This is a genomic window from Microbacterium saperdae, assembly GCF_006716345.1.
In the GTDB taxonomy this organism is placed as follows: Bacteria; Actinomycetota; Actinomycetes; order Actinomycetales; family Microbacteriaceae; genus Microbacterium; species Microbacterium saperdae.
In genome coordinates, this window is record NZ_VFOX01000001.1 from 1,037,510 (window position 1) to 1,062,958 (window position 25,449).

General features: G+C 69.2%; 28 protein-coding genes. 19 read left to right on the forward strand and 9 right to left on the reverse strand.

Annotated elements, in window-relative coordinates:
* The first annotated feature begins 66 nt into the window (after positions 1 to 66).
* The 7 genes from FB560_RS04920 to FB560_RS04950 are packed head-to-tail and all read left to right on the forward strand — an operon-like array spanning position 67 to position 4,484.
* Positions 67 to 1,239 (forward strand): CpaF family protein, encoded by a 1,173-nt coding sequence (locus tag FB560_RS04920; RefSeq protein WP_170198047.1) that lies wholly within the window; start codon positions 67 to 69, stop codon positions 1,237 to 1,239.
* The gene (locus FB560_RS04925; protein ID WP_141871334.1) at positions 1,236 to 2,093 is read left to right on the forward strand and encodes a type II secretion system F family protein; all 858 of its coding nucleotides are present in this window, start codon (positions 1,236 to 1,238) and stop codon (positions 2,091 to 2,093) included. Before FB560_RS04920 ends, FB560_RS04925 begins: the two co-directional genes overlap by 4 nt.
* The gene (locus tag FB560_RS04930; RefSeq protein ID WP_141871335.1) at positions 2,090 to 3,028 is read left to right on the forward strand and encodes a type II secretion system F family protein; all 939 of its coding nucleotides are present in this window, start codon (positions 2,090 to 2,092) and stop codon (positions 3,026 to 3,028) included. Before FB560_RS04925 ends, FB560_RS04930 begins: the two co-directional genes overlap by 4 nt.
* Positions 3,029 to 3,049: 21 nt before the next feature.
* Positions 3,050 to 3,247, forward strand: coding sequence for a hypothetical protein (locus FB560_RS04935; protein WP_141871336.1), 198 nt, complete (start codon positions 3,050 to 3,052; stop codon positions 3,245 to 3,247).
* A gap of 1 nt (position 3,248) precedes the next feature.
* Positions 3,249 to 3,650, forward strand: a complete 402-nt coding sequence (locus FB560_RS04940; protein ID WP_141871337.1) for a TadE/TadG family type IV pilus assembly protein — start codon at positions 3,249 to 3,251, stop codon at positions 3,648 to 3,650.
* A complete protein-coding gene (locus tag FB560_RS04945) occupies positions 3,619 to 4,053 on the forward strand; it encodes a TadE family protein (protein ID WP_141871338.1) in 435 nt (144 codons plus the stop codon). The genes FB560_RS04940 and FB560_RS04945 overlap by 32 nt, the downstream gene beginning before the upstream one ends.
* A gap of 23 nt (positions 4,054 to 4,076) precedes the next feature.
* Positions 4,077 to 4,484: a pilus assembly protein TadG-related protein gene (locus tag FB560_RS04950; protein WP_229673252.1), complete on the forward strand. Its 408-nt coding sequence runs from the start codon at positions 4,077 to 4,079 to the stop codon at positions 4,482 to 4,484.
* Between the two features lie 30 nt (positions 4,485 to 4,514).
* Here the strand turns inward: FB560_RS04950 and FB560_RS04955 are convergent, their stop codons facing one another.
* The 4 genes from FB560_RS04955 to FB560_RS04970 form a co-directional block, all read right to left on the reverse strand.
* A complete protein-coding gene (locus FB560_RS04955) occupies positions 4,515 to 4,703 on the reverse strand; it encodes a hypothetical protein (RefSeq protein WP_141871340.1) in 189 nt (62 codons plus the stop codon).
* A gap of 19 nt (positions 4,704 to 4,722) precedes the next feature.
* A complete protein-coding gene (locus tag FB560_RS04960; protein WP_170198048.1) occupies positions 4,723 to 5,643 on the reverse strand; it encodes an AraC family transcriptional regulator in 921 nt (306 codons plus the stop codon).
* 369 nt (positions 5,644 to 6,012) lie between these two features.
* On the reverse strand, positions 6,013 to 6,747 hold the full coding sequence (locus FB560_RS04965; RefSeq protein WP_141871342.1) for a hypothetical protein: 735 nt from the start codon (positions 6,745 to 6,747) through the stop codon (positions 6,013 to 6,015).
* A 145-nt stretch (positions 6,748 to 6,892) separates the two neighbouring features.
* Positions 6,893 to 8,119, reverse strand: coding sequence for an MFS transporter (locus tag FB560_RS04970; protein ID WP_141873126.1), 1,227 nt, complete (start codon positions 8,117 to 8,119; stop codon positions 6,893 to 6,895).
* Positions 8,120 to 8,328: 209 nt separating this feature from the next.
* Here FB560_RS04970 and FB560_RS04975 point away from each other — a divergent pair, with 209 nt between their 5' ends.
* Genes FB560_RS04975 through prfB form a run of 3 tightly spaced genes read left to right on the forward strand, consistent with a single transcriptional unit; the run spans position 8,329 to position 11,603 of the window.
* Entirely contained in the window at positions 8,329 to 9,465 is a 1,137-nt protein-coding gene (locus tag FB560_RS04975) for a sensor histidine kinase (protein WP_170198049.1), read from the forward strand.
* Positions 9,453 to 10,436 (forward strand): hypothetical protein, encoded by a 984-nt coding sequence (locus tag FB560_RS04980; protein ID WP_141871344.1) that lies wholly within the window; start codon positions 9,453 to 9,455, stop codon positions 10,434 to 10,436. The genes FB560_RS04975 and FB560_RS04980 overlap by 13 nt, the downstream gene beginning before the upstream one ends.
* 57 nt (positions 10,437 to 10,493) lie before the next feature.
* A complete protein-coding gene (gene prfB / locus FB560_RS04985; RefSeq protein WP_141871345.1) occupies positions 10,494 to 11,603 on the forward strand; it encodes a peptide chain release factor 2 in 1,110 nt (369 codons plus the stop codon).
* Positions 11,604 to 11,663: 60 nt separating this feature from the next.
* Here the strand turns inward: prfB and FB560_RS04990 are convergent, their stop codons facing one another.
* Positions 11,664 to 12,764 (reverse strand): DUF2510 domain-containing protein, encoded by a 1,101-nt coding sequence (locus FB560_RS04990; RefSeq protein WP_141871346.1) that lies wholly within the window; start codon positions 12,762 to 12,764, stop codon positions 11,664 to 11,666.
* 183 nt (positions 12,765 to 12,947) lie between these two features.
* Between FB560_RS04990 and ftsE the strand changes: the two genes are divergently transcribed.
* The 3 genes from ftsE (at position 12,948) to smpB (ending at position 15,515) form a co-directional block, all read left to right on the forward strand.
* Positions 12,948 to 14,030 carry a cell division ATP-binding protein FtsE gene (gene ftsE, locus FB560_RS04995; protein WP_141871347.1) on the forward strand — a complete coding sequence of 361 codons (1,083 nt, stop codon included), beginning with the start codon at positions 12,948 to 12,950 and terminating at the stop codon, positions 14,028 to 14,030.
* Positions 14,027 to 14,941: a permease-like cell division protein FtsX gene (ftsX, locus tag FB560_RS05000; RefSeq protein ID WP_141871348.1), complete on the forward strand. Its 915-nt coding sequence runs from the start codon at positions 14,027 to 14,029 to the stop codon at positions 14,939 to 14,941. The genes ftsE and ftsX overlap by 4 nt, the downstream gene beginning before the upstream one ends.
* A gap of 97 nt (positions 14,942 to 15,038) precedes the next feature.
* Entirely contained in the window at positions 15,039 to 15,515 is a 477-nt protein-coding gene (gene smpB / locus FB560_RS05005; protein ID WP_141871349.1) for an SsrA-binding protein SmpB, read from the forward strand.
* Positions 15,516 to 15,535: 20 nt separating this feature from the next.
* Here the strand turns inward: smpB and FB560_RS05010 are convergent, their stop codons facing one another.
* Genes FB560_RS05010 through lexA form a run of 3 tightly spaced genes read right to left on the reverse strand, consistent with a single transcriptional unit; the run spans position 15,536 to position 19,144 of the window.
* The gene (locus FB560_RS05010) at positions 15,536 to 17,401 is read right to left on the reverse strand and encodes a dipeptidyl-peptidase 5 (RefSeq protein ID WP_141871350.1); all 1,866 of its coding nucleotides are present in this window, start codon (positions 17,399 to 17,401) and stop codon (positions 15,536 to 15,538) included.
* 37 nt (positions 17,402 to 17,438) lie between these two features.
* Positions 17,439 to 18,404 carry an arsenic resistance protein gene (locus tag FB560_RS05015; RefSeq protein ID WP_229673250.1) on the reverse strand — a complete coding sequence of 322 codons (966 nt, stop codon included), beginning with the start codon at positions 18,402 to 18,404 and terminating at the stop codon, positions 17,439 to 17,441.
* 53 nt (positions 18,405 to 18,457) lie between these two features.
* Positions 18,458 to 19,144, reverse strand: a complete 687-nt coding sequence (gene lexA / locus FB560_RS05020; RefSeq protein WP_141871351.1) for a transcriptional repressor LexA — start codon at positions 19,142 to 19,144, stop codon at positions 18,458 to 18,460.
* 310 nt (positions 19,145 to 19,454) lie between these two features.
* Here lexA and FB560_RS05025 point away from each other — a divergent pair, with 310 nt between their 5' ends.
* Genes FB560_RS05025 through hisH form a run of 4 tightly spaced genes read left to right on the forward strand, consistent with a single transcriptional unit; the run spans position 19,455 to position 22,210 of the window.
* Positions 19,455 to 19,817 (forward strand): LysM peptidoglycan-binding domain-containing protein, encoded by a 363-nt coding sequence (locus FB560_RS05025; protein ID WP_141871352.1) that lies wholly within the window; start codon positions 19,455 to 19,457, stop codon positions 19,815 to 19,817.
* A 49-nt stretch (positions 19,818 to 19,866) separates the two neighbouring features.
* Complete coding sequence (locus FB560_RS05030) at positions 19,867 to 20,961, forward strand: histidinol-phosphate transaminase (RefSeq protein WP_188895239.1); 1,095 nt, start codon at positions 19,867 to 19,869, stop codon at positions 20,959 to 20,961.
* The gene (hisB, locus tag FB560_RS05035; RefSeq protein WP_141871354.1) at positions 20,958 to 21,575 is read left to right on the forward strand and encodes an imidazoleglycerol-phosphate dehydratase HisB; all 618 of its coding nucleotides are present in this window, start codon (positions 20,958 to 20,960) and stop codon (positions 21,573 to 21,575) included. The genes FB560_RS05030 and hisB overlap by 4 nt, the downstream gene beginning before the upstream one ends.
* Positions 21,572 to 22,210, forward strand: a complete 639-nt coding sequence (gene hisH / locus FB560_RS05040; protein WP_141871355.1) for an imidazole glycerol phosphate synthase subunit HisH — start codon at positions 21,572 to 21,574, stop codon at positions 22,208 to 22,210. The genes hisB and hisH overlap by 4 nt, the downstream gene beginning before the upstream one ends.
* A gap of 21 nt (positions 22,211 to 22,231) precedes the next feature.
* On the opposite strand, the gene FB560_RS05045 is transcribed toward hisH, so the two are convergent.
* Positions 22,232 to 23,656 carry a MinD/ParA family ATP-binding protein gene (locus tag FB560_RS05045; protein WP_229673248.1) on the reverse strand — a complete coding sequence of 475 codons (1,425 nt, stop codon included), beginning with the start codon at positions 23,654 to 23,656 and terminating at the stop codon, positions 22,232 to 22,234.
* A gap of 140 nt (positions 23,657 to 23,796) precedes the next feature.
* Here FB560_RS05045 and priA point away from each other — a divergent pair, with 140 nt between their 5' ends.
* Complete coding sequence (gene priA, locus FB560_RS05050) at positions 23,797 to 24,543, forward strand: bifunctional 1-(5-phosphoribosyl)-5-((5-phosphoribosylamino)methylideneamino)imidazole-4-carboxamide isomerase/phosphoribosylanthranilate isomerase PriA (RefSeq protein WP_141871357.1); 747 nt, start codon at positions 23,797 to 23,799, stop codon at positions 24,541 to 24,543.
* On the forward strand, positions 24,527 to 25,351 hold the full coding sequence (locus FB560_RS05055; protein ID WP_141871358.1) for an SseB family protein: 825 nt from the start codon (positions 24,527 to 24,529) through the stop codon (positions 25,349 to 25,351). The genes priA and FB560_RS05055 overlap by 17 nt, the downstream gene beginning before the upstream one ends.
* The last annotated feature ends 98 nt before the right edge of the window (positions 25,352 to 25,449 follow it).

Sequence of the window (25,449 nt, forward strand, 5' to 3'; positions counted from 1 at the left end):
GAGCGTCGACGACCGCGCTGTGGATAACTTCGGAGCCGGGTGCGGGAATCTTGCGAGGATGCACGGGTGAATCACCCCTCTGCCGTCGTCGCCGAGCGCGTGCGACTGCGGTTGCGTGCGGAGAGCAGCGACCCGTCGATCGATCCCGAGTCCCTGCGTCGCGTCGCGGTGGCGGAGGTGCGCCGACACAACGATGTGGCGCTGTCGCGCGGCGAGCAGCTGATCGACGACGAGGCGGCGTGCGTGCGCGATGTGCTGGCGGCGGTCAGCGGCTTCGGCGTGCTGCAGCCGCTGTTGGACGATCCCGAGATCGAGGAGATCTGGCTGAACGGTCCGACGCACGTGCACGTTGCTCGCGGTGGGGTCGCGGAGCGGATCGACCTGCGCCTGACGGATGCGACGATGCGCGACCTCGTGGAGCGGATGCTGCAGTCCACCGGGCGCCGTGTCGACATCAGCCAGCCGTTCGTGGATGCCTCGCTGCCCGACGGATCGCGCCTGCACGTGGCGATCGCCGATGTCGTGCGGGGGTCGTGGGCCGTCAACATCAGGAAGTTCCTCCCGAAGTACCGGTCACTCGCCGCGCTCACGGCGCAGGGGGCCATGCCCGAGACGGTCGCGACGCTGCTGCGCACGGCGATGCGCGACGGGGTGAGCGTGATCGTGTCCGGGGCGACCCATGCCGGGAAGACGACGCTGCTCGGTGCGCTCCTGGATTCGTGCGCTGATCGGCAGCGCATCATCACGGTCGAGGAGACCTTCGAACTCGCGGTCACGGGGCCCGACGTGGTCGCGCTGCAGGGGCGGCAGGCGAGTCTGGAGGGGACGGGCGAGATCACCCTGCGCCGGTTGGTGAAGGAGGCTCTGCGTATGCGGCCGGATCGACTGGTGGTCGGTGAGGTGCGCGATGCGGAAGCCCTCGACCTGGTTCTCGCGCTCAACACGGGCGTGCCGGGTGCGGGTACCGTCCACGCGAACTCCGCGACCGGGGCGCTCGAGAAGCTGGCGATCCTGCCGCTGTTGGCCGGCCGCAACATCGACCGCGCGTTCGTCGCCCCGGCACTCGCCGCGGCGGTCGGGCTGGTGGTGCATTGCGAGCGTGATGCGGTGGGGCATCGCCGTGTGCAGGAGGTGATCGCACCGACCGGCGAGGTCAGCGACGGTCGCATCCTCACGCGGTCGATCTACTCGGCCGGCGCACGCGTCTCGGCGCTGCGACGGTCCGAGGTCATGTCGTGACGTTGCTGCTCGGCGCGCTGCTCGCTGCCGGTGTGCTGCTGAGCATCTCGCCCTGGATGTGGCCGCCGAGAGAGAAGGCGGAATCCACCGCACGCCGTGGTCGGCTCATGCGCCTGCAGGAGGAGGCAGGACTCGGGGCTCTCGGACAGCGCACCGTGGTGAGCGCGATCGTGGCGGCGGCGATGATCGCGGCGTCCGTGGTCTGGTTGCTCACGGCCATACCGGTCCTCGCGCTCCTGGCCGGCATCGCAGGCGCCCTGGCGCCGGTGCTGTTCCTTCGGGCTCGTCGCGTTCGCCTGCTGCGGCTTCGACGGCAGCTCTGGCCAGACGTCTGCGATCTGCTCGTCGCCTCGATCCGCGTGGGTCTGTCGCTACCCGATGCGGTGGCCGGGCTCGGCAGTTCCGCACCCGTGATGCTGCGCCCCGCCTTCGCCGTCTTCGCCCGCGACCTGCAGGCGACGGGGCGCTTCGAGGCGAGTCTGGATCGGCTGAAGGTCGCTCTCGCGGATCCGATCGGTGACCGCATCGTCGAAACGCTGCGGATGGCGCGGCAGGTCGGAGGGACAGAGCTCACCAACGTGCTGCGGGCGCTGTCCGCGTCGGTGCGTGCGGATGCAGCTCTGCGCGGTGAGGTGGAAGCGCGCCAGTCGTGGATCCGTGGCGCCGCAGTACTGGGGGCGGTGGCGCCGTGGGTCATCCTGGGGCTGCTCGTGATGCGGCCAGAAGGTGCGTCCGCTTACGGCACGGCGGAAGGGGTGCTCGTGATCTGCGTCGGGGCCGTGGTCTCAGTGGTCGCCTTCCGCATCATGATCCGCATCGGCCGTCTGGCGGAGCCGCGGAGGTGGTTCGGATGAACGGCGTCACGGCGATCGCGAACGCGGTGCTGCTCGGCGGCGCTTTCGGTGCCGGGGTGCTGGCGCTGCTCTCGGCGCTGCCGCGGTGGCGAGCACCGTCGCTCGCCGTGCGCATCGCCCCGTACATCCGTGACGTCGTCGCCGACGAAGCCCTGCCGCGCGGCATCCTCCCCACCTCCGGCGTACTGCCCGCCGGAGGGCGAACCCTCTGGCAACGAGCGCAGAGTGCGTTCGAGCGTCTCGTCGGCGGAGGCGACGCGCTCCGGCAGCGGCTCGCACAGGCTGGATCCCCGATGGAACCTTCCGCTTTCCGCGGTCGGCAGCTCGGGTGGATGGTCGCGAGCATCGGGCTGGGCGCAGTCGTTCTGATAGTCCTGGTCCTCACCGACCGGATGACGGCCCCGGTCGCGCTGATGCCGCTGCTGGCCGGAGCGCTCGCCGGGGTCGCGTACGACATGCAGCTCTCCGCGCGCGTCGCCTCGCGCCGTGCGCGGCTGACGGAAGAGCTGCCGACCATGCTGGAGTTCCTCTCGCTCTGTCTTTCCGCCGGCGAGGGCTTCCTCGACTCGCTGCGGCGGGTGACGACGGTCGGCTCGGGGGAGCTGACCGGGGAACTGCGCCAGGTGGTGCTCGCGGTGAACACCGGCTCGCCGCTCGCGGAAGCGCTCGCCGGGATGGCTACGCGGCTGCAGCTTCCGGGACTCACGCGAGCCGTCGACCAGGTGATCGCCGCTCTCGAACGCGGAGCGCCACTGGCCGGGGTGCTGCACGCCCAGGCCGGAGACGCGCGCGAGGACGCGAAACGGACACTCATCGAGCAGGCGGGGCGCAAGGAGATCCTGATGCTCCTCCCTCTCGTGTTCCTCATCCTGCCGCTGTCCGTCCTCTTCGCGATCTACCCCGGCCTGTTCATCCTGCGGCTCGGCATCAGCTGACCGCTCCGAGAAAGGAACTTCATGACAACTCTTCGACGCCGGCGGACGGATGCGACGATCTGGCTGCGCGACCTCGCCGAGGACGAGCGCGGCGATGTGCCGGGATGGGTGCTGGTGACTCTGATGACCGCCGGGCTGGTCGTGCTGATCTGGGCCGTGGCGGGGCCGGCGCTTTCCGCCCTGTTCGAGCAGGCGATCCAACGGGTGTCCGGACTCTGAGGTGAGCGTTCGTCGCGGGTTCGGGGACGACCGGGGATCGAGTCCGGTCGAGTTCCTCCTCGTCGGGACGCTGCTCACGGTGCTCACGCTTGCGGTGCTGCAGCTCGCGCTCGCGGTCTACGTGCGCAACGTCGTGCATGACTCCGCCGTCGAGGGCGCGTACTACGCGGCGCTCGCCGACACGAGTCTCGCGGAAGGAGCCGAGCGGACCCGGATCGCGATCACGCGGGCCGTCGGAGCCGAGTATGCCGAGGAGATCAGCGTCCGGCGATCCGATGCGCAGGGTCAGGCGACGATCGGCGTGCGGGTGCGCACGACTCTGCCGGTGATCGGCCTGCTCGGCATTCCCTACGGATTGGAGGTCGAGGCGCATGCGCCGGAGGAGAGCCTGGGCGACGAATGACGACGGGTCCGCAGCACTGGAGTTCATTACCGTCGGCGTGATCCTGCTGGTGCCGCTCGTCTATCTGGTGATCCTGCTCGGCGTGATCCAGGAACAGACCCTCGGCGCGGAGGCCGCCGCACGCCACACCGCTCGGGTGATCGCGCTGGCCTCGGATGCCGATGCGGTGCTGGACGGGATCGCGGATGAGTACGGACTCGATCAAGACGCCCTCCAGGTCTCGGTGACGTGTGTGCCCGCGGGCGTGGACTGTCCGTCGTCCGGGGCGACGGTGACCGTGACGATCGGCGCCCGAGTCACGCTCCCGTTCGTTCCCGCGGTGTTCGGACTCGAGCGTGCGCTGTCGATTCCCGTCGAGGCATCGGCGGTGCAGAAGGTGTCGCGGCTCTGGGGTGCGCAATGAGGGCTTCTCCGTCGGAGAAGACGGTGACCAGGGGCGAAGAAGGCAGCGTCCTGCTGCTCACGCTCGGCTACGTGCTGCTCGCTCTCGCACTGTTGTTCGTGTGCGTCTGCGCGACCGACCTCTACATCGCGCAGAAGAGGCTGGACGCCCTCGCCGATGCGGCCGCGCTCGCCGGAGCCGACGGTTTCACGCTCGTGGTCGAGGGGGAGAGCGTGCGAGCACAACTGACCGCCACCGGAGTGCGCGACCAGGCACTGGCGCTGATCGCCGTGATGCCCGGTGATGCGACTCTCGTCGCCGCGGACACCCCGGATGGCGTCTCCGCCCGAGTGACGATGGCCGCGGCGTGGCATCCGCCGCTGTTCGCGCCGTTCGTCCCGGACGGGGTGCCGCTGGAGGCCACGGCGACGAGTCGCACGGCCCTGCGATGACCGGTGGGCCCCACAGCGGGGGCGCTCAGCTCAGAACCAGCCGAGCCAATCGCCGAGGAAGTAGACGCCGACCGCGACCACGAGAAGACCGACGCTGATCGATGACCAGAGCATCGCGCGCGGCTTCGTGTCTTCCTCCGAGAGCTGGCGGAAGGAGGCGCCGAGAGGATTGTCGTTGATGCCGGGCATCTGACTGAACTCCTGCTGATGCGGTTCCATGGTCGACCTCCTTGGACTGTCACTCTCCCACAGATCGCGCCAGAGCGAGTTGCCGATGCTCAGTCGGTGATCGGCCGAACCGGCGGTGGAATGCACGAGTGAGCGCGGTGCGGTCACTGTACCCGTGGTTCTTCGCGATCACGTCGAGCGGCGGCAGAGGGGCGCGTGAGGAAAGCAGCTGCTCGACGGCGGTCAGGCGGGCATCGCGCAGGGCGGCCATCGGGCTCGTACCGATGGTGCGGAACTCCCGGTTCAGGGTGCGTGTGCTGGTGCCGACGGCAGCAGCGAGCGCATCGAGACTCAGGTGATGATCCGCAAGATTCTGATCGAGGTGGCGCAGCGCGGCGCCGAGAAGCGGAGACGTGTTCGCGGATCTCCCACGTGCCTGGACCATCTGCGTCGCCACTTGGGCCACGAGGCCGGCGACGAGGGTCTCGATCGCCTGATCCGTGTCCGTGTCCGGATTCTCGCTCGGCGGCGCGTCGATGAGCGAGTCGATCGCGCTCCACACCGTCGAGGTGAGCGTCGACGGCGGCAGAGGGATGTCGATCGCGGCCACGATGTCCGCGATCTCTGCGGGGGCGAACAGGCGCAGCGCGACCCGCACCTGTGTGAGCTCACCCTCTTCCATCAGGAAGTCGTAGTGTCCGGAAGTCAGGAACAGAACCGACTCGCCGGGGCCGGAGGCAAAGGTGTATCCGTCGTGGGTGGCGCGGAGGCGGCCGCGGAGCATGCGGAACAGCACGATCGCGGGAGGTGAGCTGCGTATCGGCGGCGTCGACGTGACACGGATCGCGTCGCTCGTGGCCCGTTCCACCGCGATCTCGCCATAGCGACGAAGAAGACGACGGGCGCGATAGGACGATGGATCCGGCGACGACGCTCGAGCACGCCCGATGAGGCGGTGGATGTCGGCGGCGCCGATCACAGAACCGTCCAAGAGCCGTCCTTTCGGCAAGGGGATCTCCGCACCAGTATGTCGGCCCACCGATCTGGCGGAGGTCGGATTCATCCTCAGGCGCTGTGTCCCAGGCCGCGCAGGAGGCGTCGACCGCCGCATCGGCGGGCGCCTGCGTCGCCGTGATCTCCGTGGGGATCCTCTCGCGGGGACGCTCGCCATCAGGTCGCTCGGGGATTTGCAGGGTGGGGTGTCGCTCATGTCCTGGTGGAGCGTGAGACGGCGGGAGCGTGCAGGGGAAGGGTCCGGAGCACAGCTGGGGAGAGGCTCCGTGCAACGGATCCCGCCGCCCCACGGGGGACACTCGATCTCACATGAATCGCGCGGATCGAGCGGGCTCGTGTGCGCCGGTCAGGCCGACGCGGGTTCGATGTAGAAGTGATCCGTGACGTTCGGCAGCGGCACTCGAGACCAGCCGGCGCGATAGTCGTAGGGGACACTTCCGCTGGTGCCCGCGGGAATCGTGGACAGGTTCGCGTTGACGTAGGCCCGCGAGTAGAGGATCTGTCCCGGGATCTGCAACGTGCCGTCGACGAAGACACGATCGGCTACGGCGCCGGTCGGAGTCGCCGTGAAGTACACGGTGCTGGACGTCTGACCGGTCGCGAGCGGCAGCTGGTACTGGAACCAGATGGGGTAGGCGGCGTCTACGGCGGGTGCCGCGTGCTGTGGAGTGCCCTTGCCGATGTAGGTCCAGTTGTTGTTGTTCACCGCGGTCAGCGTGAACAGGTCCTGACCGGCCTGGTTCTTGGCGACCGACGTCAGCAGCCCCTGGAGGAAAGCCTCGCCGGGCGCGAGCGGTTCACCGAGGTTGGTGAACGACAAGCCCAGCACGACGGGAGCATACGGCGCGAGCATCTTGCCGACGCCCGACTCCGACGAGTTCCAGGGCGGACTGCCCAACGGCGGGACAGAGACGCGGCTCGACGCCTGCAGGTTCCGCACGGGCGTCGCGCTGGCTGCTGCCAGCGGTGTCGCGATCGTCAGTGCCACGACGGGCACCGACCACGCGGCCGCGGCGATCACCGTGCGGCGGCTGAAGCGGTCGGATCCCTCGTCCGAAGGCGCAGGTGTGTTGTCGGTCATCGTGTCTCCCCCAGATCAGTTGCGGCTCACACCGTATGCGGGGAGGGTGCGCGATGTCGCGCCCGGGAGGCGGATCCGACACTCGATCGCCAGATGTGACCGGACGCGACACGATCGACCGGGCGGGGTGCGCGGGGGAGCGGAGCTACTCGGGCTTCGGCCGCGGGACGAACCGCGGGATCCACCGCAGGAACCCGGCGGCTCCGAGAAGTCCGACGACACCCATGGCGGCGGCGGCGATCGGCAGCGAGGCGACGGCGATGATGCCGGAGATCAGCAGCGGGGCGATCGCGCCACCGGCATCCGTCAGCGTGCGCCATGATCCGAGGAACGGCGCGGGGTCGCGCTTGGGGGCGACGTCGGCGCCGAGAGTGAGCAGGATGCCGCTGGAGAGCCCGTTGCCGACGCCGAGCATCGCGGCGAACATGCCGTACCAGAGCACGGCGGCATCTCCGTCGTGCGTGAACGAAAGGGCGAAGAAGGCGCCGGCCATCAGCACCATCGCGGGCATCGCCGCCCAGAGGCGACCGAATCGGTCCATCACCTGCCCGCTCGCGTAGAACAGGGCGAAGTCGATCGCTCCCGACACGCCGACCACCAAGGCGATCGTGGAGGCGTCGAGCCCGAGAGACAGACCCCACAGCGGCAGCACGACCTGGCGCGCCGAGCGCACCGCCGACAGCGAGGCGGCCGCGAGGCCGAGACGTCCGAGAACCGCGCGCTGCCGCCACATCGTGCGGAAGATGCCGGCACGCCCGACGGTCGGGATCGATCCGCTCACCGGCTCGCCGGAGTCCTCGACGAACGACCGCGCAGACGGGCGGGTGATCGGCGGGATGTCCTTCTCCGGATCCGGGCCGAACAACACCAGCAGAACCATCAACACGAGGCAGCCCATGAAGAACCAGATCGCAGCCGACTCCGCGTCGAAGAGCTGCAGGAGCCCCGCCGCCACGAACGGACCGACGAAGATTCCCAAGCGGAAGCTGCCGCCGAGCAGCGACAGCGCCCGCGCCCGGAACGCGACCGGCACCCGGGTGGTCATGAACGCATGACGGGCGAGCCCGAACGCCGCAGCGCAGAAACCGAGAAGGAAGACGGATGCCGCGAGCACGCCGATCGAAGGGGCGAAGATCATCCCGGCGGCGGCGAGCATCGACACCACTCCGGCGATCACCATCGTGAAACGCTCGCCGATGCGGGCGACGGCCCAGCCGGCGGGCAGATTGCCGCACAGCTGTCCGACGACCAGTGCGGACGCCACGAGGGCGGCGAACGCGACATCGGCGCCCATCCGCGCGGCGATCACGGGGATCAGAGGGATGACCGCACCCTCGCCGAGCGAGAAGAGCACGGTCGGCAGGTACACCATCGGCCCGAACTGTCTCAGGATCGTCGATGCACCGCTCACAGTCCGAGGCTACTCCGCGCGTCCGCCGGATCCGCGCGTCGTCCCCGATCGTGCGCGCGGAGAGAAGCGCCGCGCGCGGACAGCATGTTGGTCGCAGGAGGGTGGATGCACGACACTGAGCGGGGAACGACAGGAGGCTGCCGATGGGGACTCGGCTTTCAGAACAGGGGATGGCGGATCCGCGCACCGACCGACAGGTCGGATGGCTGATCGCTCTGGGGTCGTTGGTCGGCGCGTTCGCGCAGGCGGCTCCGCTCTCCTTCGTGCAGGCAGGGATGTTCGCGTCCTGGTGGCAGGCCGCGTCCTGGATCTGCATCTGTCTTTTCGTCGTGATCGCGGTCGGCGGACGGGTGCTGCCGATGGGCGTGCTCCGGGTGCTCTGGGTGCTGATCCCGGCGTGCGTGATCTCGCTCCAGCTGCTCTCGTTCCTCGCCTACGTCGGCCCGGCGGACGGCGTCGTGCCGTGGGTGTGGATGATCGAGCCCGGGTCCGTCACCCTCCTCGTTCTCCTCGTCCGTCCTGTCATCGCGATCGCGCTCGCCGTCTTCTCCGGCATGTCGGTGGCGCTCTCGGCCTGGATCTTCACGGGCTCCGTGCCCGAGGTGATCGCCGCGGCGACGCCCATCCACGTCAGCAACATCGCGTTCGTGGTGATCTTCATCGGCATCCGCGGGCGATTGACGCAGCTGCGCCGCCTGGAAGAGGACGCACGTCTCGCTGCTGAGCGCCAGGCGCGCCAGGAGGCGGAGGCCGAACGCAACGCCGAGCTCCAGCGTCTCGTACACGACGAGGTGCTCTCGGTGCTCGCCGCGGCGGCCCTGTTCCGGGGCGCGGCACCCCGGGAGCTGCAGGACGAGGCGGCGCACGCCCTCCTGGTGCTCAGAGACTCCGGCGACCCGGATGATACGGGTGGCGCGGGCGCCGTGATCGACACCGCGGAGGCCGCGGAGGAGATCCGCCTGCGCGCAGCGCGCTTCTCATCGGTGGAGCTGCGCATCGATGATCGAGGAGGGTTCCTTCCGGCCGACGTCGTGCAGGAGGTCTCGGCCGCGGCATCCGAGGCGATCCGCAACGCGCGACGCCACTCCGGAGCGGAACGCGTGTTCGTCGACGCGCTCTTCGCGCATGACCGCGTCCGCGTGGTCGTGCGCGATGACGGCATCGGCTTCGTCCTCGCTGCGGTGCCCGGGGAGCGTCTCGGCGTGCGTGACAGCATCATCCGTCGCCTGGCGGACATCGGCGGCCGAGCGGAGATCGTCTCGGTGCCGCGCACGGGGACGGAGGTGTCGCTGTCATGGCCACGATGACCTCGAGCGGCACCGGCGCGGCCGGCCTCGCCACGCGGGGCGCGCGGTGGGCGATGATCGCGGTGTGGTGCTGCGGCATCGCCCAGGGCGTGATCGAGGGGCGGTTCGCGCCGCCGGCTCCGGCCTACCTCGGCGCGCTTCTCGTCGCTCTGCTGGGGGCTGTCGTCCTCACGTACCGCCGCGACGAGCCGCTGCGCGGACTGCGGGCATGGGCGGTGCCGGCGGCGACACTCACCACGACGGCGCTGATGCTGACGGTCGTGGACCAGGCGGATGCCACGTGGGTGATCGACTTCGCCTCCTACCTCGTCGCCCTGCAGATCGGTCGGGGCAACCCGGCGATCGGGGGGATCGGTCTCGCCGCACAGCTCGCACTCGTCGTCGGATGGGGAGCACTCACCGAGCAGTCCGCGTCGGGCATCGGCGCCATGCTCAGCATCCCGATCATGTCGGGGGTCGTCGGCGTGATCTGGCGACTGACGCTGCGCAACATGGTCGCCCGTGAGCGCGCGCACCGTTCCGAAGCCGCCGAGAGCGCGCGTCGGGGAGCCGCCGCGCGCGCGGCTGCAGAGCAGTACCGGGCGGAGCTCGGTGCGATCGCGCGCGAGGTGCAGGACGTGCTGGAACGACTGCGTGATGCGGACGGGATCGACGACGACTTCCTCACCGAGTTGACCGCCCGGGAGGGCACGATCAGGGATCGCATCCGTTCGCCGCGCCTGCACCATCCCGACATCGCCGATGCCGCCGCCGTGGCACGGAGGCGAGGGGTGCGCGTCGCGATACTCGCGAACCACGTCCCGGATGCGCCACGGATCAGCGACCGAGCGGCCAGGGAGGTGGCAGCCGTCCTCGCCGATGTCGGGGAGGGCTCGGTGGTGATCTCGTCGGGAGCCCGGGCGGTCGAGGCGCTCAGCATCGTGATCGACACGGGGAAGGAGCATCGACGTCTCGAGCTCTCGGTGCGGTGAACGGGGTGATCCGAAACCGGAAGCGCGCACGCGCCCGGCAGGATAGGCTCGGATATCATGCTCGAACTCGATCTCTCCGCCGACATCCAGGCGCTCAGGCACACCTTCGGCGACATCAGCGAGGTCGTCGATGTCTCCCGTCTCCGCGACGACATCGCGCGGCTCAGCGAGGAGGCCGGCGCCCCCGACCTCTGGGACGACACCGAGAACGCACAGAAGGTGACCAGCGCCCTCAGCCACCGGCAGTCCGAGCTCGCCCGGATCACCGGGATCGCTCAGCGTCTCGACGACCTCGAGGTGCTCGTCGGCCTCGCGAACGAGATGGGTGACGAGGATTCGGCGCAGGAGGCACGGGCCGAGCTCGCCGCCCTCACCGAGATGATCAACCAGCTCGAGGTGCAGACGCTGCTCGACGGCGAGTACGACGAGCGCTCCGCGATCATCACGATCCGCTCCGGCGCGGGCGGCGACGACGCCACCGACTTCGCCGAGATGCTCATGCGCATGTACCTGCGCTGGGCCGAGCGCCACAAGTACCCCGTCAAGGTCATGGATACGTCGTATGCCGAAGGGGCTGGCATCAAGTCCGCGACCTTCGAGATCGATGCGCCCTACGCCTTCGGCACGATCTCCGTCGAGGCCGGGACGCACCGCCTCGCGCGCATCAGCCCGTTCGGCTCGGCCGACAAGCGTCAGACGTCGTTCGCCGCTGTCGAGGTCATCCCGCTCATGGAAGAGGCCACCGAGGTCGACATTCCCGAGAACGACATCCGCGTCGACGTGTTCCGCTCCTCCGGTCCCGGTGGGCAGTCGGTCAACACGACCGACTCGGCCGTGCGCCTCACCCACCTCCCGACCGGCATCGTGGTGTCGATGCAGAACGAGAAGTCGCAGATCCAGAACCGTGCGGCCGCCATGCGCGTGCTGCAGACGCGCCTCCTGCTGCTGCAGAAGGAGCAGGAAGCGGCGAAGAAGAAGGAGCTCGCGGGCAACATCACCGCGAGCTGGGGTGACCAGATGCGCTCCTACTTCCTCTACGGCCAGCAGCTGGTGAAGGACCTTCGCACCGGCCAGGAGTCGGGAAACCCGGCAGCCGTGTTCGACGGCGACCTCGACGACTTCATCTCCGCCGGCATCCGCTGGCGCAAGCGTCCCAGCGACGACTGAGCAGCGAGACATGAAGAAGGCCCCGGATCCGTCCGGGGCCTTCTTCATGTCGTCCGCGACTCAGGGGACGAGGCAGGCGGGAATCGCCTCGGTGATCTCGTCCGTGAAAGCGGTCACGGCGTCCACGTCCAGGAACGTCTCGTCTGCGCCGCTGGCGATCACGCGCAACGTGTCGTCGGGGATGTCGGAAGCGACGAACTCCCCAGCGACGCAGGTGATCTGCTCGGGAGTCAGGGCCTCGGTCTCCACCGCCTGCAGGATCTCGGTGATTCCGACGGTCACCTCTTCGACGGTCGGGCGGCCGGTGCCGGTCGTCCCTTCATCGGTCTCGCTCGGCGCGGTCGCCTCGATCGAGGGCGAGGAGGTGGGGAGGTTGTCGATCTCGCTGCTCACGCCCTGCGCGAAGGCGAACAGGTAGATGAACGACATCACGATGCCGATGATCGTGCCGACCACCGCGAGGATCAGGCCCGTGATGCCCGGCCACTTCTTGCCCTTCAGGAAGAGCGAGATGAGCGACACGATGAAGCCGGCCGCGAGAACGATGAACCCGATGAAGCCGATGACCGGGATGAAGACCAGGATCGTGCCCAGCACGCCCAGGCCCAGCCCGACCAGCCCCAGGACCGAGACCTTCTTCGGCCCCTCGGGAGCGGCCTGTCCGTAGGGTGCTGCGGCCGGGTAGCCGGTCGGCGCCGCCGAGTAGGCGCCCGGGTACACCGGTGCGGAACCCGGATAGCCCGGCGTTGCGGGACGAGCATAGGCGGCGATGCCGTCGTCGAGCGGCGTGGTCGCCGCGGTCGCACCCTGATCGGCGAACGCGTTGGGGTCGGACGACGCGGCCGGAGCGGTCGACGGCGCGGACCAGTCCTGCGCCGCCGGGGTGGTCGCGGTCTCGTCAGTCGGACGGATCACGGTGTCATCGATCGACGGCTCGTCGAGGGCGGCCGCCTCGTACGCCGGAGCCTCGTACGCCGGAGCCTCGGATGCGGGCGGCTCGTACGCCGCTGCCGCGTCTGTCGTCGGGACCTCAGCCGCAGCGGCGGTCTCCGCCTCGACGGGCGCTGCGGCCTCCGGAGCGAAGTGCTCGGTCCACTGCTGGCCGTCCCACCAGCGCTGACGTCCGGATCCGTCGTCGTACCAACCTGCAGGTGTCGTCATGGTTCCCCCTAGAAGCATTGGGCCGGCCGCGAGTGCGTCACCGGCATCCTCATGTTAACAGGGGCCTGCGACGTGGCAGGGGGTGTCGGATGGGGAGCACTACCCATCCGATCCTGACGCGGACGCACTGCGCGGGGTGTCGCTCGCGGCCAGCCGAAGAGGCGCGCTTAGGCTCGTAGCGCCATGATTCGGTTCGAGAACGTCACGAAACGCTACCGCGGGACGTCGAAGCCCGCTCTGTCCGGAGTCGACTTCGAGGTGCAGCGCGGGGAGTTCGTCTTCCTGGTCGGCGCCTCCGGGTCCGGCAAATCGTCCTGCCTGCGGCTCATCCTGCGCGAGGACGTCCCCACCTCAGGGAGGGTGGCGGTGCTCGGCAGAGACCTGCGCTCGCTCGCGAACCGCAAGGTGCCCTATTTCCGGCGCCACATCGGCTCGGTGTTCCAGGACTTCCGGCTGCTCCCGTCGAAGACCGTCTACCAGAACGTCGCCTTCACCCTGCAGGTCACCGGTTCCTCGCGCGGGTTCATCCAGCAGGCCGTCCCCGAGGCGCTCGCGCTGGTCGGGCTGGACGGCAAGCAGAAGCGGATGCCGCACGAACTCTCCGGTGGCGAGCAGCAGCGCGTCGCCATCGCACGCGCTCTCGTCAATCGTCCGCAGGTGCTGCTCGCCGATGAGCCCACAGGCAACCTGGACCCCGCGACCTCGGTCGACATCATGCAGCTGCTCGCCCGTATCAACGCGGGTGGAACGACCGTGCTGATGGCTACGCACGAGGCTGGTTTCGTCGACCAGATGCAGCGTCGCGTGATCGAGCTCAACGACGGCGAGATGGTGCGCGACGAGGTGCACGGCGGGTACGGCGACACCTCGAACATCCCTCGCCTCGTGCCGGCAGAGGTACGCGGCGCGGCCGCCGTCGCCGCGCTCACCGCGGTGCAGGAGGTGCAGCGCCAGACGGCAGACCTCTCCATGGTCCGAGCCGCACTCGCCGAGGAGCTGAGCGAGCAGCGCAAGGCCGCTGCCGCCGCTCCGGCGCACGAGCCAGCTTCGGCATCCGCACCTGTCGCCGAGAGCACACCCGCGGACACGGTGGTGCCTCTCGAGCCGGTCGTGGCGCCGGATCCCGCTCCGGTCGACCCTCCTGTCGCGGTCGGCCCGCGCACGCATCCGATCGTCCTGCCGCAGGTCGATGTCGCCGAGCTCGGCGTCGCCGATCGCCTGGGACTCTCTGACGGCGACGATGAAGAAGTGGGGCCGACCTCATGAGAATCGGTCTGATCCTCGCCGAAGCCCTCGGCGGTCTCCGCCGCAACATCTCGATGGTGATCTCCGTCGTGCTGGTGACCTTCGTCTCGCTCACATTCGTCGGTGCGGCGATCCTGATGCAGGGCCAGATCGGCGTCATGCGCGGCTACTGGGCCGAGCGCGCCCAGGTCGCCGTGTACATGTGCTCCGCGGTCTCGGAATCCGACACCTGTGTCGACGGCGCGGCCAGCGATGAGCAGGTGGAAGCCGTCCGGGCTCAGCTCGAGGGCGATGCGCTCTCGCCGCTCATCAGCTCGATGACGTTCGACACCAAGGAAGACACCTACGCCAAGCTCGTCGAGCAGCTCGGCGCCGACCAGGCCAGCGTGCTCACGCCCGACCAGGCTTTCGAGGTGTTCTTCGTCACGATGAAGGACCCGGGGCAGTCTCCGGTGCTCGCCGAGGCCTTCAGCGGCCAGGCGGGCGTGGAGCAGGTCAAGGACCAGCTGCAATATCTGGAGCCGCTCTTCTCCGCGCTCACGGTCGCGACGTATATCGCCGTGGGTATCGCGGTGCTCATGCTGATCGCGGCGACGCTGCTGATCGCGACCACGATCCGTCTGTCCGCGTACGCGAGACGCAAGGAGATCGGCATCATGCGCCTGGTCGGCGCGTCCAACAGGTTCATCCAGACGCCGTTCGTCCTCGAAGGCGTGTTCGCGGCGTTCCTGGGGTCTGCGCTCGCCAGCGCCGCGGTCGTCGCCGGGGTGCACTTCGGAGTCAACGGATACCTCCGCGGTCGAGTCCCCTTCATCACGACCTGGATCACGATGCAGGACGCGATGCTCGTGGTGCCTGTGCTGATCGGCATCGGCATCGTGCTGGCGGCCCTGTCCGCCGGGTTCGCGATCAGACGCTGGCTGCGCACCTGACCCGACCGGGTCGGGTGTGCCCTCCGTGCTCGGTATAGACTGAAAGGCTGCTCAGCCGTTTCATGTCGCTGAGCTCATCGACACACAGGAGAGCATCATGCCCAGGGAACGCGGGGAGAAGGTCATCGCGACCAATCGTCGCGCACGTCACGACTACAACATCGAGAAGTCGTACGAGGCGGGGATGGTGCTCACGGGCACCGAGGTGAAGTCGCTGCGCCAGGGGCGCGCGAACCTGAGCGACGGGTACGCGTTCATCAAGGGCAACGAGGTCTTCCTCGATTCGGTGCACATTCCGGAGTACTCCCAGGGTCACTGGACGAACCACACCGCCAAGCGCGTGCGCAAGCTGCTGCTGCACCGCGAGGAGATTGCGAAGCTCGCCCACGCCGTCTCGGCGGGCGGATACACGCTGATCCCGTTGAAGCTCTACTTCTCGGACGGTCGCGCCAAGGTCGAGATCGCCCTGGCGAAGGGAAAGCGCGAGTACGACAAGCGTCAGACCCTGCGTGAGCGTCAGGACACCCGCGAGGCAGACCGGGCCATGCGGTTGCGCAACCGCGTCGGGGAGTAATTAGCCGGACGAATCCGGGATCAGAGTCGCGGAGCGAATCCGAAGACACGACCGAGGAACGTCAGCTCCCGTTCGAGCGCATCGACGACGGTCTCCGCGCGGCGGAAGCCGTGCCCTTCTCCCGGATAGAGCACGTACTCATGGTCGATTCCGCGCGCGGCCAGTGCGTCGCGGATCGCCGCGGACTGCGACGGCGGCACGACACGGTCGTCCTCGCCCTGCAGCAGGAGCACCGGCACCGCGATCCGGCCGGCGGATGAGAGCGGGGAGCGGTCGATGTACAGCTGCTCCGACTCCGGCAGGGGACCCACGAGGCTCTCGATGTAGTGCGCTTCGAAGTCGTGGGAGTCCTCAGCGAGCATCCGCAGGTCGGAGACGCCGTAGCGGCTGATGCCCGCCCCGAACACCCCGCCGCGTACGAGGGCCGACAACACGGTCCAGCCCCCGGCCGAGCCGCCGCGGATCGCGATCCGATCGGGATCTGCCAGGCCGGCGTCGGCGAGCCCCTGTGCGGCGGCGATCACGTCGTCGACGTCGACCACGCCCCATTGCCCCTGCAGTCGCTCCCGATAGGCGCGACCGTAGCCGGTCGAACCGCCGTAGTTCACGTCGAGCACGCCGATGCCACGGCTCGTGTAGAACGCGATCGCGGCGGACGTGGCACCCGTCACGTGGGCGGTCGGTCCGCCGTGCACGAGCACGACATAGGGCGGGAGCGAATCCTCCGGGGCGGAGACCTCCGGGTTCGCCGGTGCGTAGGCGAAGGCGTGCACCGGTCCGTGCGCACCGTCGATGTCGATCTGCTGTGCGGCGGGCATCCATGCGGGATCCACCCGGTCGCCGCCGCGCACCGCCGTCACCTCTCCGGAGTCCAGGTCCACGCACCAGACGCCCGGGTTCACGTGGGAACCGTTGCCGGACAGCAGCACGCGGTGTCCGCGGACATCGTCAACGCTCACATGGCCGTCGCAGGGCACGTCGAGGTCGCGTGTCTCTCCCTCGGTATCGATCACGACGACTCGATCGCGGCCGTTCGTGCGGATGGCGACGGTCCGGCCGTCGGAGAGCGGCCGGAACCAGCGGTTGCCGAGCACCCACAATCCGTAGCCGGTATCGGCATCGGCCGGTGCGATGAGCTCGGCCGGCGCGCTCGGGGAGAGGCCGTCGAGGTGCACGCGATGCAGGAGCCAGCGCCCGGAGGGATCATCGGCGTAGAGCAGTGCATCGTCGGAGACCCATTCGGGTTGCAGAGCAGCCCGACTCGGCAGGGTCGCCACCTCGCGCCCGTCCACGGTGGCGAGGTGCACCGTGGCGGCGTCCCACGGCATCCGATCCCCACTCCACTGGACCCACGCGATCCGCGAGCCGTCGGGGGAGAGCGCCGGATGCGCGAAGAACGCGGATCCCTCGGCGAACACCCGGATCGCTGCCGGATCGCCGGAGGCGGAGCCGTCCAGCGGAACGCCCACGATCGCGCGTCGGTGCGGCGTAGACGTGAGGTCCTCGCGCACCGCGAGCAGACGGCCGTGTTGCCACCGCAGACCGCCGTGGGCCGGCCCCTCAGGCGTCAGCGGCGTCGGCCCGCCGGCCGCGGGGAGGCGGTACACCCGCTGGTCCTTGGCGTCGACGAAGTACAGGGTGCCCTCGTCATCCGCCGTCCAGGCCCCTCCGCCGTATTCGTGCACTCGTGAGCGTGCACTCCAGGGAGCCGGCAGGACCTCTCGTCCGGTCGAGGACCGGACGGTGACACGACCGCCCTCGGCCGGTACGGACTCGCCCCACCAGATGTCGTCGCCGACGAACCGCGCCCCGTCGATGCGCGGCGAGGAGGTGGCCACCGAAGCCGCAGAGAAGGGGGAGGGCCAGGACCCGTAGGGCGAAGTCATACGTCGAGCCTATGCGGGCGTGGAGACCGTCACGGCGTCAGCGCTGCGGGATGAGCCGGGGCAGGACGCGCACCAGCATGACCATCACGATGAGCTCCACCAGCGTCTGGGTGACCACGACCAGCGGTGCGAGTGCGAGGGCCGAGGGAAGCGCGAGCGCGAGAGGGAGGACCACGAGTGAGTTGCGCGTGACGCCGCTGAACGTCAGTGCGCGCGACGACGCCGCGTCGAGACGGGCGATGCGCGCCACGAGGATGCCGAGCACGACGAGGATGACGGCGAACGCGAGGTAGATCGGCGCGACCCTGGTGAGCGCCCCGAGCTGTGCACCCACTGCGCGCACCTGGGAGGCGACGACGATCAGGAGCGTCGCGCTCATGAGGGGCACCGTCGCGGCGAGCAGACCGCTCTCGATCGTGCGGACGAGGGAGTATCGACGTGCCAGCACCTGCACCAGGGCGGCGGCTGCCAGCGGGAGAAGGATCAAGACGACGAAGGCCCGCACGAACGGCGCGCCGTCGATCAGCGCGGCGGCGTCCGGCCCGATGAACAGCAGGAGGTACAACGGCAGCAGCAGGATCTGGGCGAGCATCAGCAGCGGGGCGGCGGCGAGCAGTTTGGTCGCGGACCCGCCGGCCAGTCCGGTGAAGACGATCACGTAGTCGACGCAGGGTGTGAGCAGCACCAGGAGCACGCCGATCAGCAAGGCGCTCTCGTCGGCCACGAAACGGGACAACGCGAAGACGACGATCGGGACCACTACGAAGTTGAGGAGTCCGAGCGCGCCGAGGAAGCGTGCATCGCGCAGGGAACCGCCGATCCGCCGGAAGGGGACGGAGAGGAACGTGACGAACAGCAGCACCCCGAGCACCGGTTCGATCGCGTACTCGAGAGCATCGCTGCCGGGAACGGCCAGGCCGACTCCGACGCCGCACAGGATCGCCGCCAGGAAGAGCGCGACCTGATGACGTTCCATCCAGGAAGTACGAGTCGTCTCAGTCATCACCTCCCACTGTACGGACGACGGCAGGCGGCCGGAGCATGTTGCGCCCGGGGTCAGACGGCGCGGAGCACGGCGACCACCTTGCCGAGCACCGTGGCCTCATCGCCGAGGATCGGTTCGAACGCCGAGTTGCGGGGCAGCAGCCACGTGTGCCCGTCGCGACGGCGGAAGGTCTTGACGGTCGCCTCGTCGTCGAGCATCGCCGCGACGATCTCACCGTTCTCCGCGCTGTTCTGCGAGCGGATGACGACCCAGTCGCCATCGCAGATCGCGGCGTCGATCATCGACTCTCCCGAGACCTTGAGCATGAAGAGATCGCCCTTGCCCACGAGCTGACGGGGGAGGGGGAAGATCTCCTCGACCTGCTGCTCCGCGGTGATCGGCACTCCTGCGGCGATGCGACCCACGAGCGGCACCAGTGCCGCATCGCCGACCGGCGTCGCCACGTCGGCCGGGTTCTCGGTGCTGGAGCCGGGAAGGTCGATCAGCACCTCCATGGCCCTGGTCTTGCCGGGATCGCGGCGGAGGTAGCCGCTGAGCTCCAGCTGCCCGAGTTGGTGGGTGACGCTGGAGAGCGACTTGAGCCCGACCGCGTCGCCGATCTCGCGCATGCTCGGCGGGTAGCCCTGCTGGGCGATCGAGGCCTGGATGACCTCCAGGATCGCCATCTGCTTGGGGCTCAGGCTCTTCCGACGGCGCGTGCGCGGTGCCTCTGGCTCGGGGGCTGAGTTCTCGCTCATGATGCTCCTTCGGTACGCGTTTCCGACGCCGCTCTTCGAATGTCGGTGGCCCGTGGTGGGGTGTTCCTATCGAAACCGTATCCGAGAATCATGCGGATCTGGAAGATCTGTTCGAGCGTGTCGGCGGATTGGCGGGTGTGGTTTCGAAGAAAGCTTGACAGATGTTCGAACTCGAAGATACCTTCGGAACGTAGCTTCGCATTCAGCCCTCCCGGCCGAGAGCAGGATGCGAACGCTACGCCAACTTCCACCGGCCCGTGCGGCAGGTGGCTGATCCTCCCGGCAACGGGGCGACGCAGAGGAGCACACCATGAGCACCATCACCTTCAGCACCGCAGCAGTCATCCCGGCCCGCCCGGCGACGCGTCTTCGGCTGACGGTTCGCGGTCGCCGCGTGCTGCTCGCTCTGGCGGCGGTGCCCCTCGCGGCGGGCATCGCGTTCGCCGCGATCAGCGGCGGCAGCGCCCTCGCCTCGAATGAGAGCACCGGCACGGTCAGTTTCGAGACGGTCACGGTCCTCCCGGGCGACACGCTGTGGTCCATCGCCAGCGAGATCGCGCCGACGGCCGACCCGCGTGAGGTCATCGGAGAGATCACGCGACTGAACGTCCTGCAGACCGGCGAGCTGCAGATCGGACAGTCGCTGTCGATCCCCGCGCAGTACACGAACTGACCGCAATCGAGCGTCACTCTGATCGCCTCGTCCCGCTGAGCGTTCTAGCATGGGAAGGGTGACCGCCTCACTCGATGACCTGCCGCTTCGTGACGACCTTCGAGGGTTGACCCCGTACGGTGCCCCGCAGGCGCCGCTGCCGATCGCCCTCAACGTGAACGAGAACACGCATCCGATTCCGGACGAGGTGGCCAGCGACATCCTCGACGAGATCGCTGTCGCGATCCGCGATGTGAACCGTTACCCCGATCGGGAGTTCACCGCTCTCCGCGAAGGGTTCGCCGCTTACCTGGGCAACGGTCTGGAAGCGGAGGGCATCTGGGCGGGCAACGGGTCCAATGAGGTGCTGCAGCACATCCTGCAGGCTTTCGGCGGTCCGGGGCGCACCGCCTTCGGGTTCGCGCCGACCTACTCGATGTACCCGTTGATCGCGCAGGGGACCGGGGCCCGCTGGGTCGCGGGTACACGCCAACCCGACTACACGATCACGCCGGAGGAGGCGGCCGCGCAGGTGCGGGATGTCGATCCCGATGTCGTGCTGCTGTGCTCGCCGAACAACCCGACCGGTACGCCTCTCGGCCTCGACGTGGTCGAGGCCGTGTACGAGGTCGCGCGCGGTGTCGTGGTGGTCGATGAGGCCTACCAGGAGTTCGCCCCGCGTGACGCCCCCTCCGCGCTGTCGCTTCTGGCCGGTCGCCCGCGTCTGGCGGTCTCCCGCACCATGAGCAAGGCGTTCGCCTTCGCGGGCGCGCGCGTCGGCTACCTGGCAGCGGACCCCGGTTTCATCGACGCGCTCCGTCTCGTGCGGCTGCCGTACCACCTGAGCGCGTTGACCCAGGCGGCGGCGGTCGCCGCGCTGCGCAACGCCGATGTCATGCTAGGGATGGTCGATGAGATCGTCGAGCAGCGTGATCGGATCACGGCCACGCTCGAGGCCCTCGGCTACACGCCGCACGAGTCGTGGAGCAACTTCGTGCTGTTCGGCGGAGTGGCTGACCCGAAGGCGACCTGGCAGAAGCTCTACGACCAGGGCGTCCTGATCCGTGACGTCGGCATCCCCGGACACCTGCGTGTCACGGCGGGCACCGAGGCCGAGACCACGGCGTTCCTCGACGCGCTGGCCTCGATAGACTCGGCATCATGAGCAGCCTCGCCCTGACCCCGCGCACCGCGAGCCGCGTGCGCGGCACGTCGGAGTCCACCGTCGAACTCGAACTCAACCTCGATGGCACCGGTGCGAGCCGCATCGACACGTCCGTGCCGTTCTTCGACCACATGCTCACCGCTTTCGCGAAGCACTCGCTGACCGATCTCACGGTGCGGGCATCCGGCGACACCCACATCGACGCCCACCACACCGTGGAGGACGTGTCGATCGTGCTCGGCCAGGCGATCCTCGAGGCGCTGGGCGACAAGTCCGGCATCTCCCGCTACGGAGACGCCCTGGTACCGCTCGACGAGGCCCTCGCGCAGGCCGTGGTCGACATCTCCGGGCGCCCGTACCTCGTGCACGAGGGTGAACCGGTCGGTTTCGAACACCACCTCATCGGCGGGCACTTCACCGGCTCGCTCGTGCGTCACTCCTTCGAGGCCATCGCCTTCAACGCAGGACTCACGGTGCACGTGCGCGTGCTCGGAGGACGCGATCCGCACCACATCGCCGAGGCGGAGTACAAGGCGTTCGCGCGGGCGTTCCGCCAGGCCAAGGCGCTCGACCCGCTCGTCGAGGGAATTCCCTCCACCAAGGGTGCGCTGTGACGCGCACTCCGAAGGTCGCGGTCTTCGACTACGAGTCGGGGAACGTGCATTCTGCCGTCAAGGCTCTCGCCGCTGCGGGCGCCGATGCGGTGCTCACGCGCAACCGTGCCGAGGCGCTCGAGGCCGACGGCCTGGTCGTGCCCGGCGTCGGCGCGTTCGCGGCGGTGCGTGACGCACTGCACGCGCACGGAGGAGACGAGATCATCGATCGGCGCCTCGCCGGTGGACGGCCGGTGCTCGGGATCTGCGTCGGCATGCAGGTGCTCTTCGCCCACGGCGTCGAGCGCGGCGTCGATTCGGAGGGTCTCGGCGAGTGGCCGGGAGCCGTGACGGAGCTGAACGCGCCCGTCCTCCCGCACATGGGCTGGAACACGGTGAGCCCGGGCGACGACAGCGTACTGTTCCGCGGAATCGAGGAGGAGCGGTTCTACTTCGTGCACTCCTACGGTGCGCAGTCGTGGGAGCTCGACGTCATTCCGCCCTTCCCGCAGCCGGTGCTGACATGGACCACGTACGGCGATCCGTTCCTCGCAGCCGTCGAGAACGGACCGCTCTCCGCCACGCAGTTCCACCCGGAGAAGTCCGGAGAGGCCGGCATCCAGCTCCTGCGGAACTGGATCGGCAGCCTGAGCTGAACCCCGGCGACGCCTGACGGGTCAGAAACCGCGGGCGACGGCTGCTGCGGCGGACAGCCACGCCCGCTGGGCGCGTTTGTTGAGCGCGCCGTACCGCAGGGGACCGTCGACCATCTCGTGATCGAACGGGATGCTGACGACCTCGCGCGACAGGGAGCGGTACCCGCTCGTGACGTGATCGAGCTCGGCGGCCGTCGCCTTCGGATCCGCCTGGGAGACCACGGCGACGGACTCGCGCGCGAGACGCGCGGACCGCTCGTCGCGTTCCTCCAGGGCCTCGATGAGCAGGGCGCCGGCCTCGGCGTGGTCCGCGCGCGTCGTGGTCGCGATGACGAGCTGATCCGCGTGATCGATCATGCGCAGCCACATCGGGTCCGACTCGTCGTTGCCGGAGTCGATGACGATCAACCGGTAGAACTTCGAGGCGACGGCGTGGATCGCATCGACGTCGGTCGGGCTCAGGCGGTTCTCGTGCGCGAGCCTGATCGGCTTCGACCGCAGCACGTCGTACTTCTCGCGCGGCTGATGGTGCATGAAATGCGCGAGATCCGCGGACTGCGCTCCGGTGCCCAGCAGTCTCCCGGCCTCCGGCAGCAGTTCCAGCAGCGTGCGATCATGCGCGCCCGTGTCGGTTCGCCATCCCAGGGTCCCGCGCGTCTGGTTGTTGTCCCACGCGAGCACGCCGGCACCGCCGTAGCGGGCGAACACGGCGGAGAGGAGGACGGTCGTCGGCGTCTTCCCGGCGCCGCCCTTGCCGTTCACGACCGCGATCGTGCGCGGCCCCGGCCAGTGCTGGCTCACCGCGAGTTCGTCGTCACGGGCCGACTGCTCGTCCGCCGAGGGGCGGATGCGCAGGCCGAGGCGGTTGAGGGCGCCACGGGCGCCTTCGCGCGCGGGCTCCTCGGGGCGTTCGGTCTGCAGGAAGGAATCCCGCTCGCGCACCCGCTGTTCCCGACGCGATGCCGGTTCGATGAGCGTGGGCGCGGATGACGCGGGTGCAGGAGAGGTCGGTGCGGAGGATGCGCCCGACATGGGTGTCTGCGCGCCGGGCGTCGGTGGTGACGGCATCCGCGGGACGGGTGCCGTCGGGGTCGCAATGCTGGGCGCGGCCGGACGGCGGGGCACGGTGTCGGTGGGCACGGTGTCGGTGGGTGCGGTCTCGGGCGCAGCGAGAGGCGGCGGCGAAGACGGCACCGCAGGCGAGGCCACAGGTGTCGGGGGCAGCGGGCGCGGGGGAGCGGCGATATCCGGAGCACGGTCCACGCGCGCGTCGGCGCGTGTGCGGCGGTACGGCGGCTGAGCCGGCGGAGCGGGGGTCGTCGTCGGCCGGGGAGGAACCGCAGGGGCGTCGGTCGGGAAGAGCGGGACCGACTCGACGAGCGGGGCCCGGTCATCGCGTCGACGCGCGTCGGCACCCGGCGTGGCTTCTTCGTGCGGTCCGGACATCATGCCTCAGCCTATCCCGTGCCCTTCCGTTGCATTTCTCCTGCATTTGGAGGGGGACCGGGGTCGCGATACCCTCGGTTCTCGTGCGTCCGTGACGGGTGTGCTCGGACCGCTGATCTGAATCCTCACCTTAGGAACCCATGAACGACTTCGCGCAGTCTCCCTCACTCATGCTTCTCCCGGCCGTCGATGTCGCCGGCGGGAAGGCCGTTCGCCTCACGCAGGGCGAAGCGGGCACCGAGACCAACTACGGCGACCCGCTGGACGCCGCAGGGGAGTGGGTCGCGCAGGGCGCGAAGTGGATCCACCTCGTCGACCTCGACGCGGCGTTCGGCCGCGGAACCAATGCGCCCATCCTGCGCAAGGTCATCAAGCAGTACCGCGGCGTCAACATCGAGCTGTCCGGCGGCATCCGTGACGATGCGACGCTCGAGGCTGCGCTCGAGAGCGGCGCGACCCGCATCAACCTCGGCACCGCAGCACTCGAGAACCCGGAGTGGGCGGCCGACGTGATCGGCCGCTACGGCGAGGCGATCGCGGTCGGACTCGACGTGCGCGGCACGACGCTGGCAGCGCGCGGCTGGACCAAGGAGGGCGGTGACCTCTGGGAGGTCCTTGACCGCCTCGAGGATGCCGGATGCAGCCGCTACGTCGTCACCGACGTCACGAAGGACGGCACGTTGCGCGGACCGAACCTCGAACTGCTGCGCGAGGTCGCCTCGCGCACCCCGAAGCCGGTCGTGGCCTCGGGAGGAATCTCGAACCTCGACGACATCGCGGCACTCCGCGAGCTCGTGCCCCTCGGCGTCGAGGGTGCCATCGTCGGCAAGGCTCTCTACGCCGGTGCGTTCACACTGGCCGAGGCGCTGGATGTCGCAGGGGACTGACGACGCCTGCGGGCACGGCGACCACAGTCACAGCGACCACGGTCACGCTCCCGCGAACCCCGGCGACTCCGCAGGCGTCCCGTGGGAGGGGCGCAGCTTCGAGTCGAACCCGCATGCCGCGGATGACGGCTCCGCCGACCCCGCACTGCTCGCGGCACTCCTGCGCTTCCGTGCGGGGCAGGGCAGCCAGGTCGAGGTCGTCGACGCCTTCCGTTCCGCACGCGTACTGATCCCGCTCATCGCCGAGAAGGGCGAGGAGGGCATCGCGCCGAACGGTCTCGCCGTCGACAAGACGCAGGAGCTGTCGATCGTGACCGTGGCCGCTCCCGACGGGCGTCGCGTGCAACCGGTGTTCTCCTCGGTCGAGGCGATGCAGAAGTGGGATCCCGCGGCGCGACCGATCCCGGTGGAGGCGCTGCGTGCCGCCCTGGCGGCGTCCGCGGAGGACACCGATCTCATCGTGCTCGATCCGACCTCGGACACCGAGTTCATCTTCCGACGTCCGGCGGTCTGGGCGATCGCTCAAGAGCACCCCTGGGAGCCGAGCTTCCTCTCTGCCGAGGTGTTCACCGCGCTGCAGGAGAGCGTCGCGCATGAGCTCGCCGTGATCGATGTCGCTGTCGCCCCCGGCGATCCGGATGCCCGCCTGCGTGGGCCCGAGCTCGTCGTGGTCCTGGAGCTGGTCGACGGGCTCGAGCGCGAGGTCCTCGACGCCGTGTTGTCCCGCCTGGCTCAGCGGTGGGCGTCCGACGACAGGATCGCCGTCCTGGCGGACTCCCTGACCGTCAAGCTCCGCCGCAGCGCCTGAAATCTGTTCGCCTGCCTCAGCCCGCTGTCAGCTGATGCGACCGCGAAGCGGGCCGGGACGTCGCGGAGTGAGCATCGGGAGGGGCCCGCGAAGCGGGA

What these genes read in the sequence shown, in the direction of transcription:
- FB560_RS04975 (WP_170198049.1), top strand. Translation starts at nt 8,329, where the DNA reads ATGGCGGATCCGCGCACCGACCGACAGGTCGGATGGCTGATCGCTCTG.
- FB560_RS04990 (WP_141871346.1), bottom strand. Translation starts at nt 12,764, where the DNA reads ATGACGACACCTGCAGGTTGGTACGACGACGGATCCGGACGTCAGCGC.
- smpB (WP_141871349.1), top strand. Translation starts at nt 15,039, where the DNA reads ATGCCCAGGGAACGCGGGGAGAAGGTCATCGCGACCAATCGTCGCGCA.
- FB560_RS05010 (WP_141871350.1), bottom strand. Translation starts at nt 17,401, where the DNA reads ATGACTTCGCCCTACGGGTCCTGGCCCTCCCCCTTCTCTGCGGCTTCG.
- FB560_RS05055 (WP_141871358.1), top strand. Translation starts at nt 24,527, where the DNA reads ATGTCGCAGGGGACTGACGACGCCTGCGGGCACGGCGACCACAGTCAC.
- FB560_RS04930 (WP_141871335.1), top strand. Translation starts at nt 2,090, where the DNA reads ATGAACGGCGTCACGGCGATCGCGAACGCGGTGCTGCTCGGCGGCGCT.
- ftsE (WP_141871347.1), top strand. Translation starts at nt 12,948, where the DNA reads ATGATTCGGTTCGAGAACGTCACGAAACGCTACCGCGGGACGTCGAAG.
- FB560_RS04935 (WP_141871336.1), top strand. Translation starts at nt 3,050, where the DNA reads ATGACAACTCTTCGACGCCGGCGGACGGATGCGACGATCTGGCTGCGC.
- FB560_RS04970 (WP_141873126.1), bottom strand. Translation starts at nt 8,119, where the DNA reads ATGGTGTACCTGCCGACCGTGCTCTTCTCGCTCGGCGAGGGTGCGGTC.
- FB560_RS04955 (WP_141871340.1), bottom strand. Translation starts at nt 4,703, where the DNA reads ATGGAACCGCATCAGCAGGAGTTCAGTCAGATGCCCGGCATCAACGAC.
- FB560_RS04965 (WP_141871342.1), bottom strand. Translation starts at nt 6,747, where the DNA reads ATGACCGACAACACACCTGCGCCTTCGGACGAGGGATCCGACCGCTTC.
- lexA (WP_141871351.1), bottom strand. Translation starts at nt 19,144, where the DNA reads ATGAGCGAGAACTCAGCCCCCGAGCCAGAGGCACCGCGCACGCGCCGT.
- FB560_RS05015 (WP_229673250.1), bottom strand. Translation starts at nt 18,404, where the DNA reads ATGACTGAGACGACTCGTACTTCCTGGATGGAACGTCATCAGGTCGCG.
- FB560_RS04980 (WP_141871344.1), top strand. Translation starts at nt 9,453, where the DNA reads ATGGCCACGATGACCTCGAGCGGCACCGGCGCGGCCGGCCTCGCCACG.
- FB560_RS05025 (WP_141871352.1), top strand. Translation starts at nt 19,455, where the DNA reads ATGAGCACCATCACCTTCAGCACCGCAGCAGTCATCCCGGCCCGCCCG.
- ftsX (WP_141871348.1), top strand. Translation starts at nt 14,027, where the DNA reads ATGAGAATCGGTCTGATCCTCGCCGAAGCCCTCGGCGGTCTCCGCCGC.
- hisB (WP_141871354.1), top strand. Translation starts at nt 20,958, where the DNA reads ATGAGCAGCCTCGCCCTGACCCCGCGCACCGCGAGCCGCGTGCGCGGC.
- FB560_RS05045 (WP_229673248.1), bottom strand. Translation starts at nt 23,656, where the DNA reads ATGTCCGGACCGCACGAAGAAGCCACGCCGGGTGCCGACGCGCGTCGA.
- FB560_RS05030 (WP_188895239.1), top strand. Translation starts at nt 19,867, where the DNA reads ATGGGAAGGGTGACCGCCTCACTCGATGACCTGCCGCTTCGTGACGAC.
- priA (WP_141871357.1), top strand. Translation starts at nt 23,797, where the DNA reads ATGAACGACTTCGCGCAGTCTCCCTCACTCATGCTTCTCCCGGCCGTC.
- prfB (WP_141871345.1), top strand. Translation starts at nt 10,494, where the DNA reads ATGCTCGAACTCGATCTCTCCGCCGACATCCAGGCGCTCAGGCACACC.
- FB560_RS04945 (WP_141871338.1), top strand. Translation starts at nt 3,619, where the DNA reads ATGCGCCGGAGGAGAGCCTGGGCGACGAATGACGACGGGTCCGCAGCA.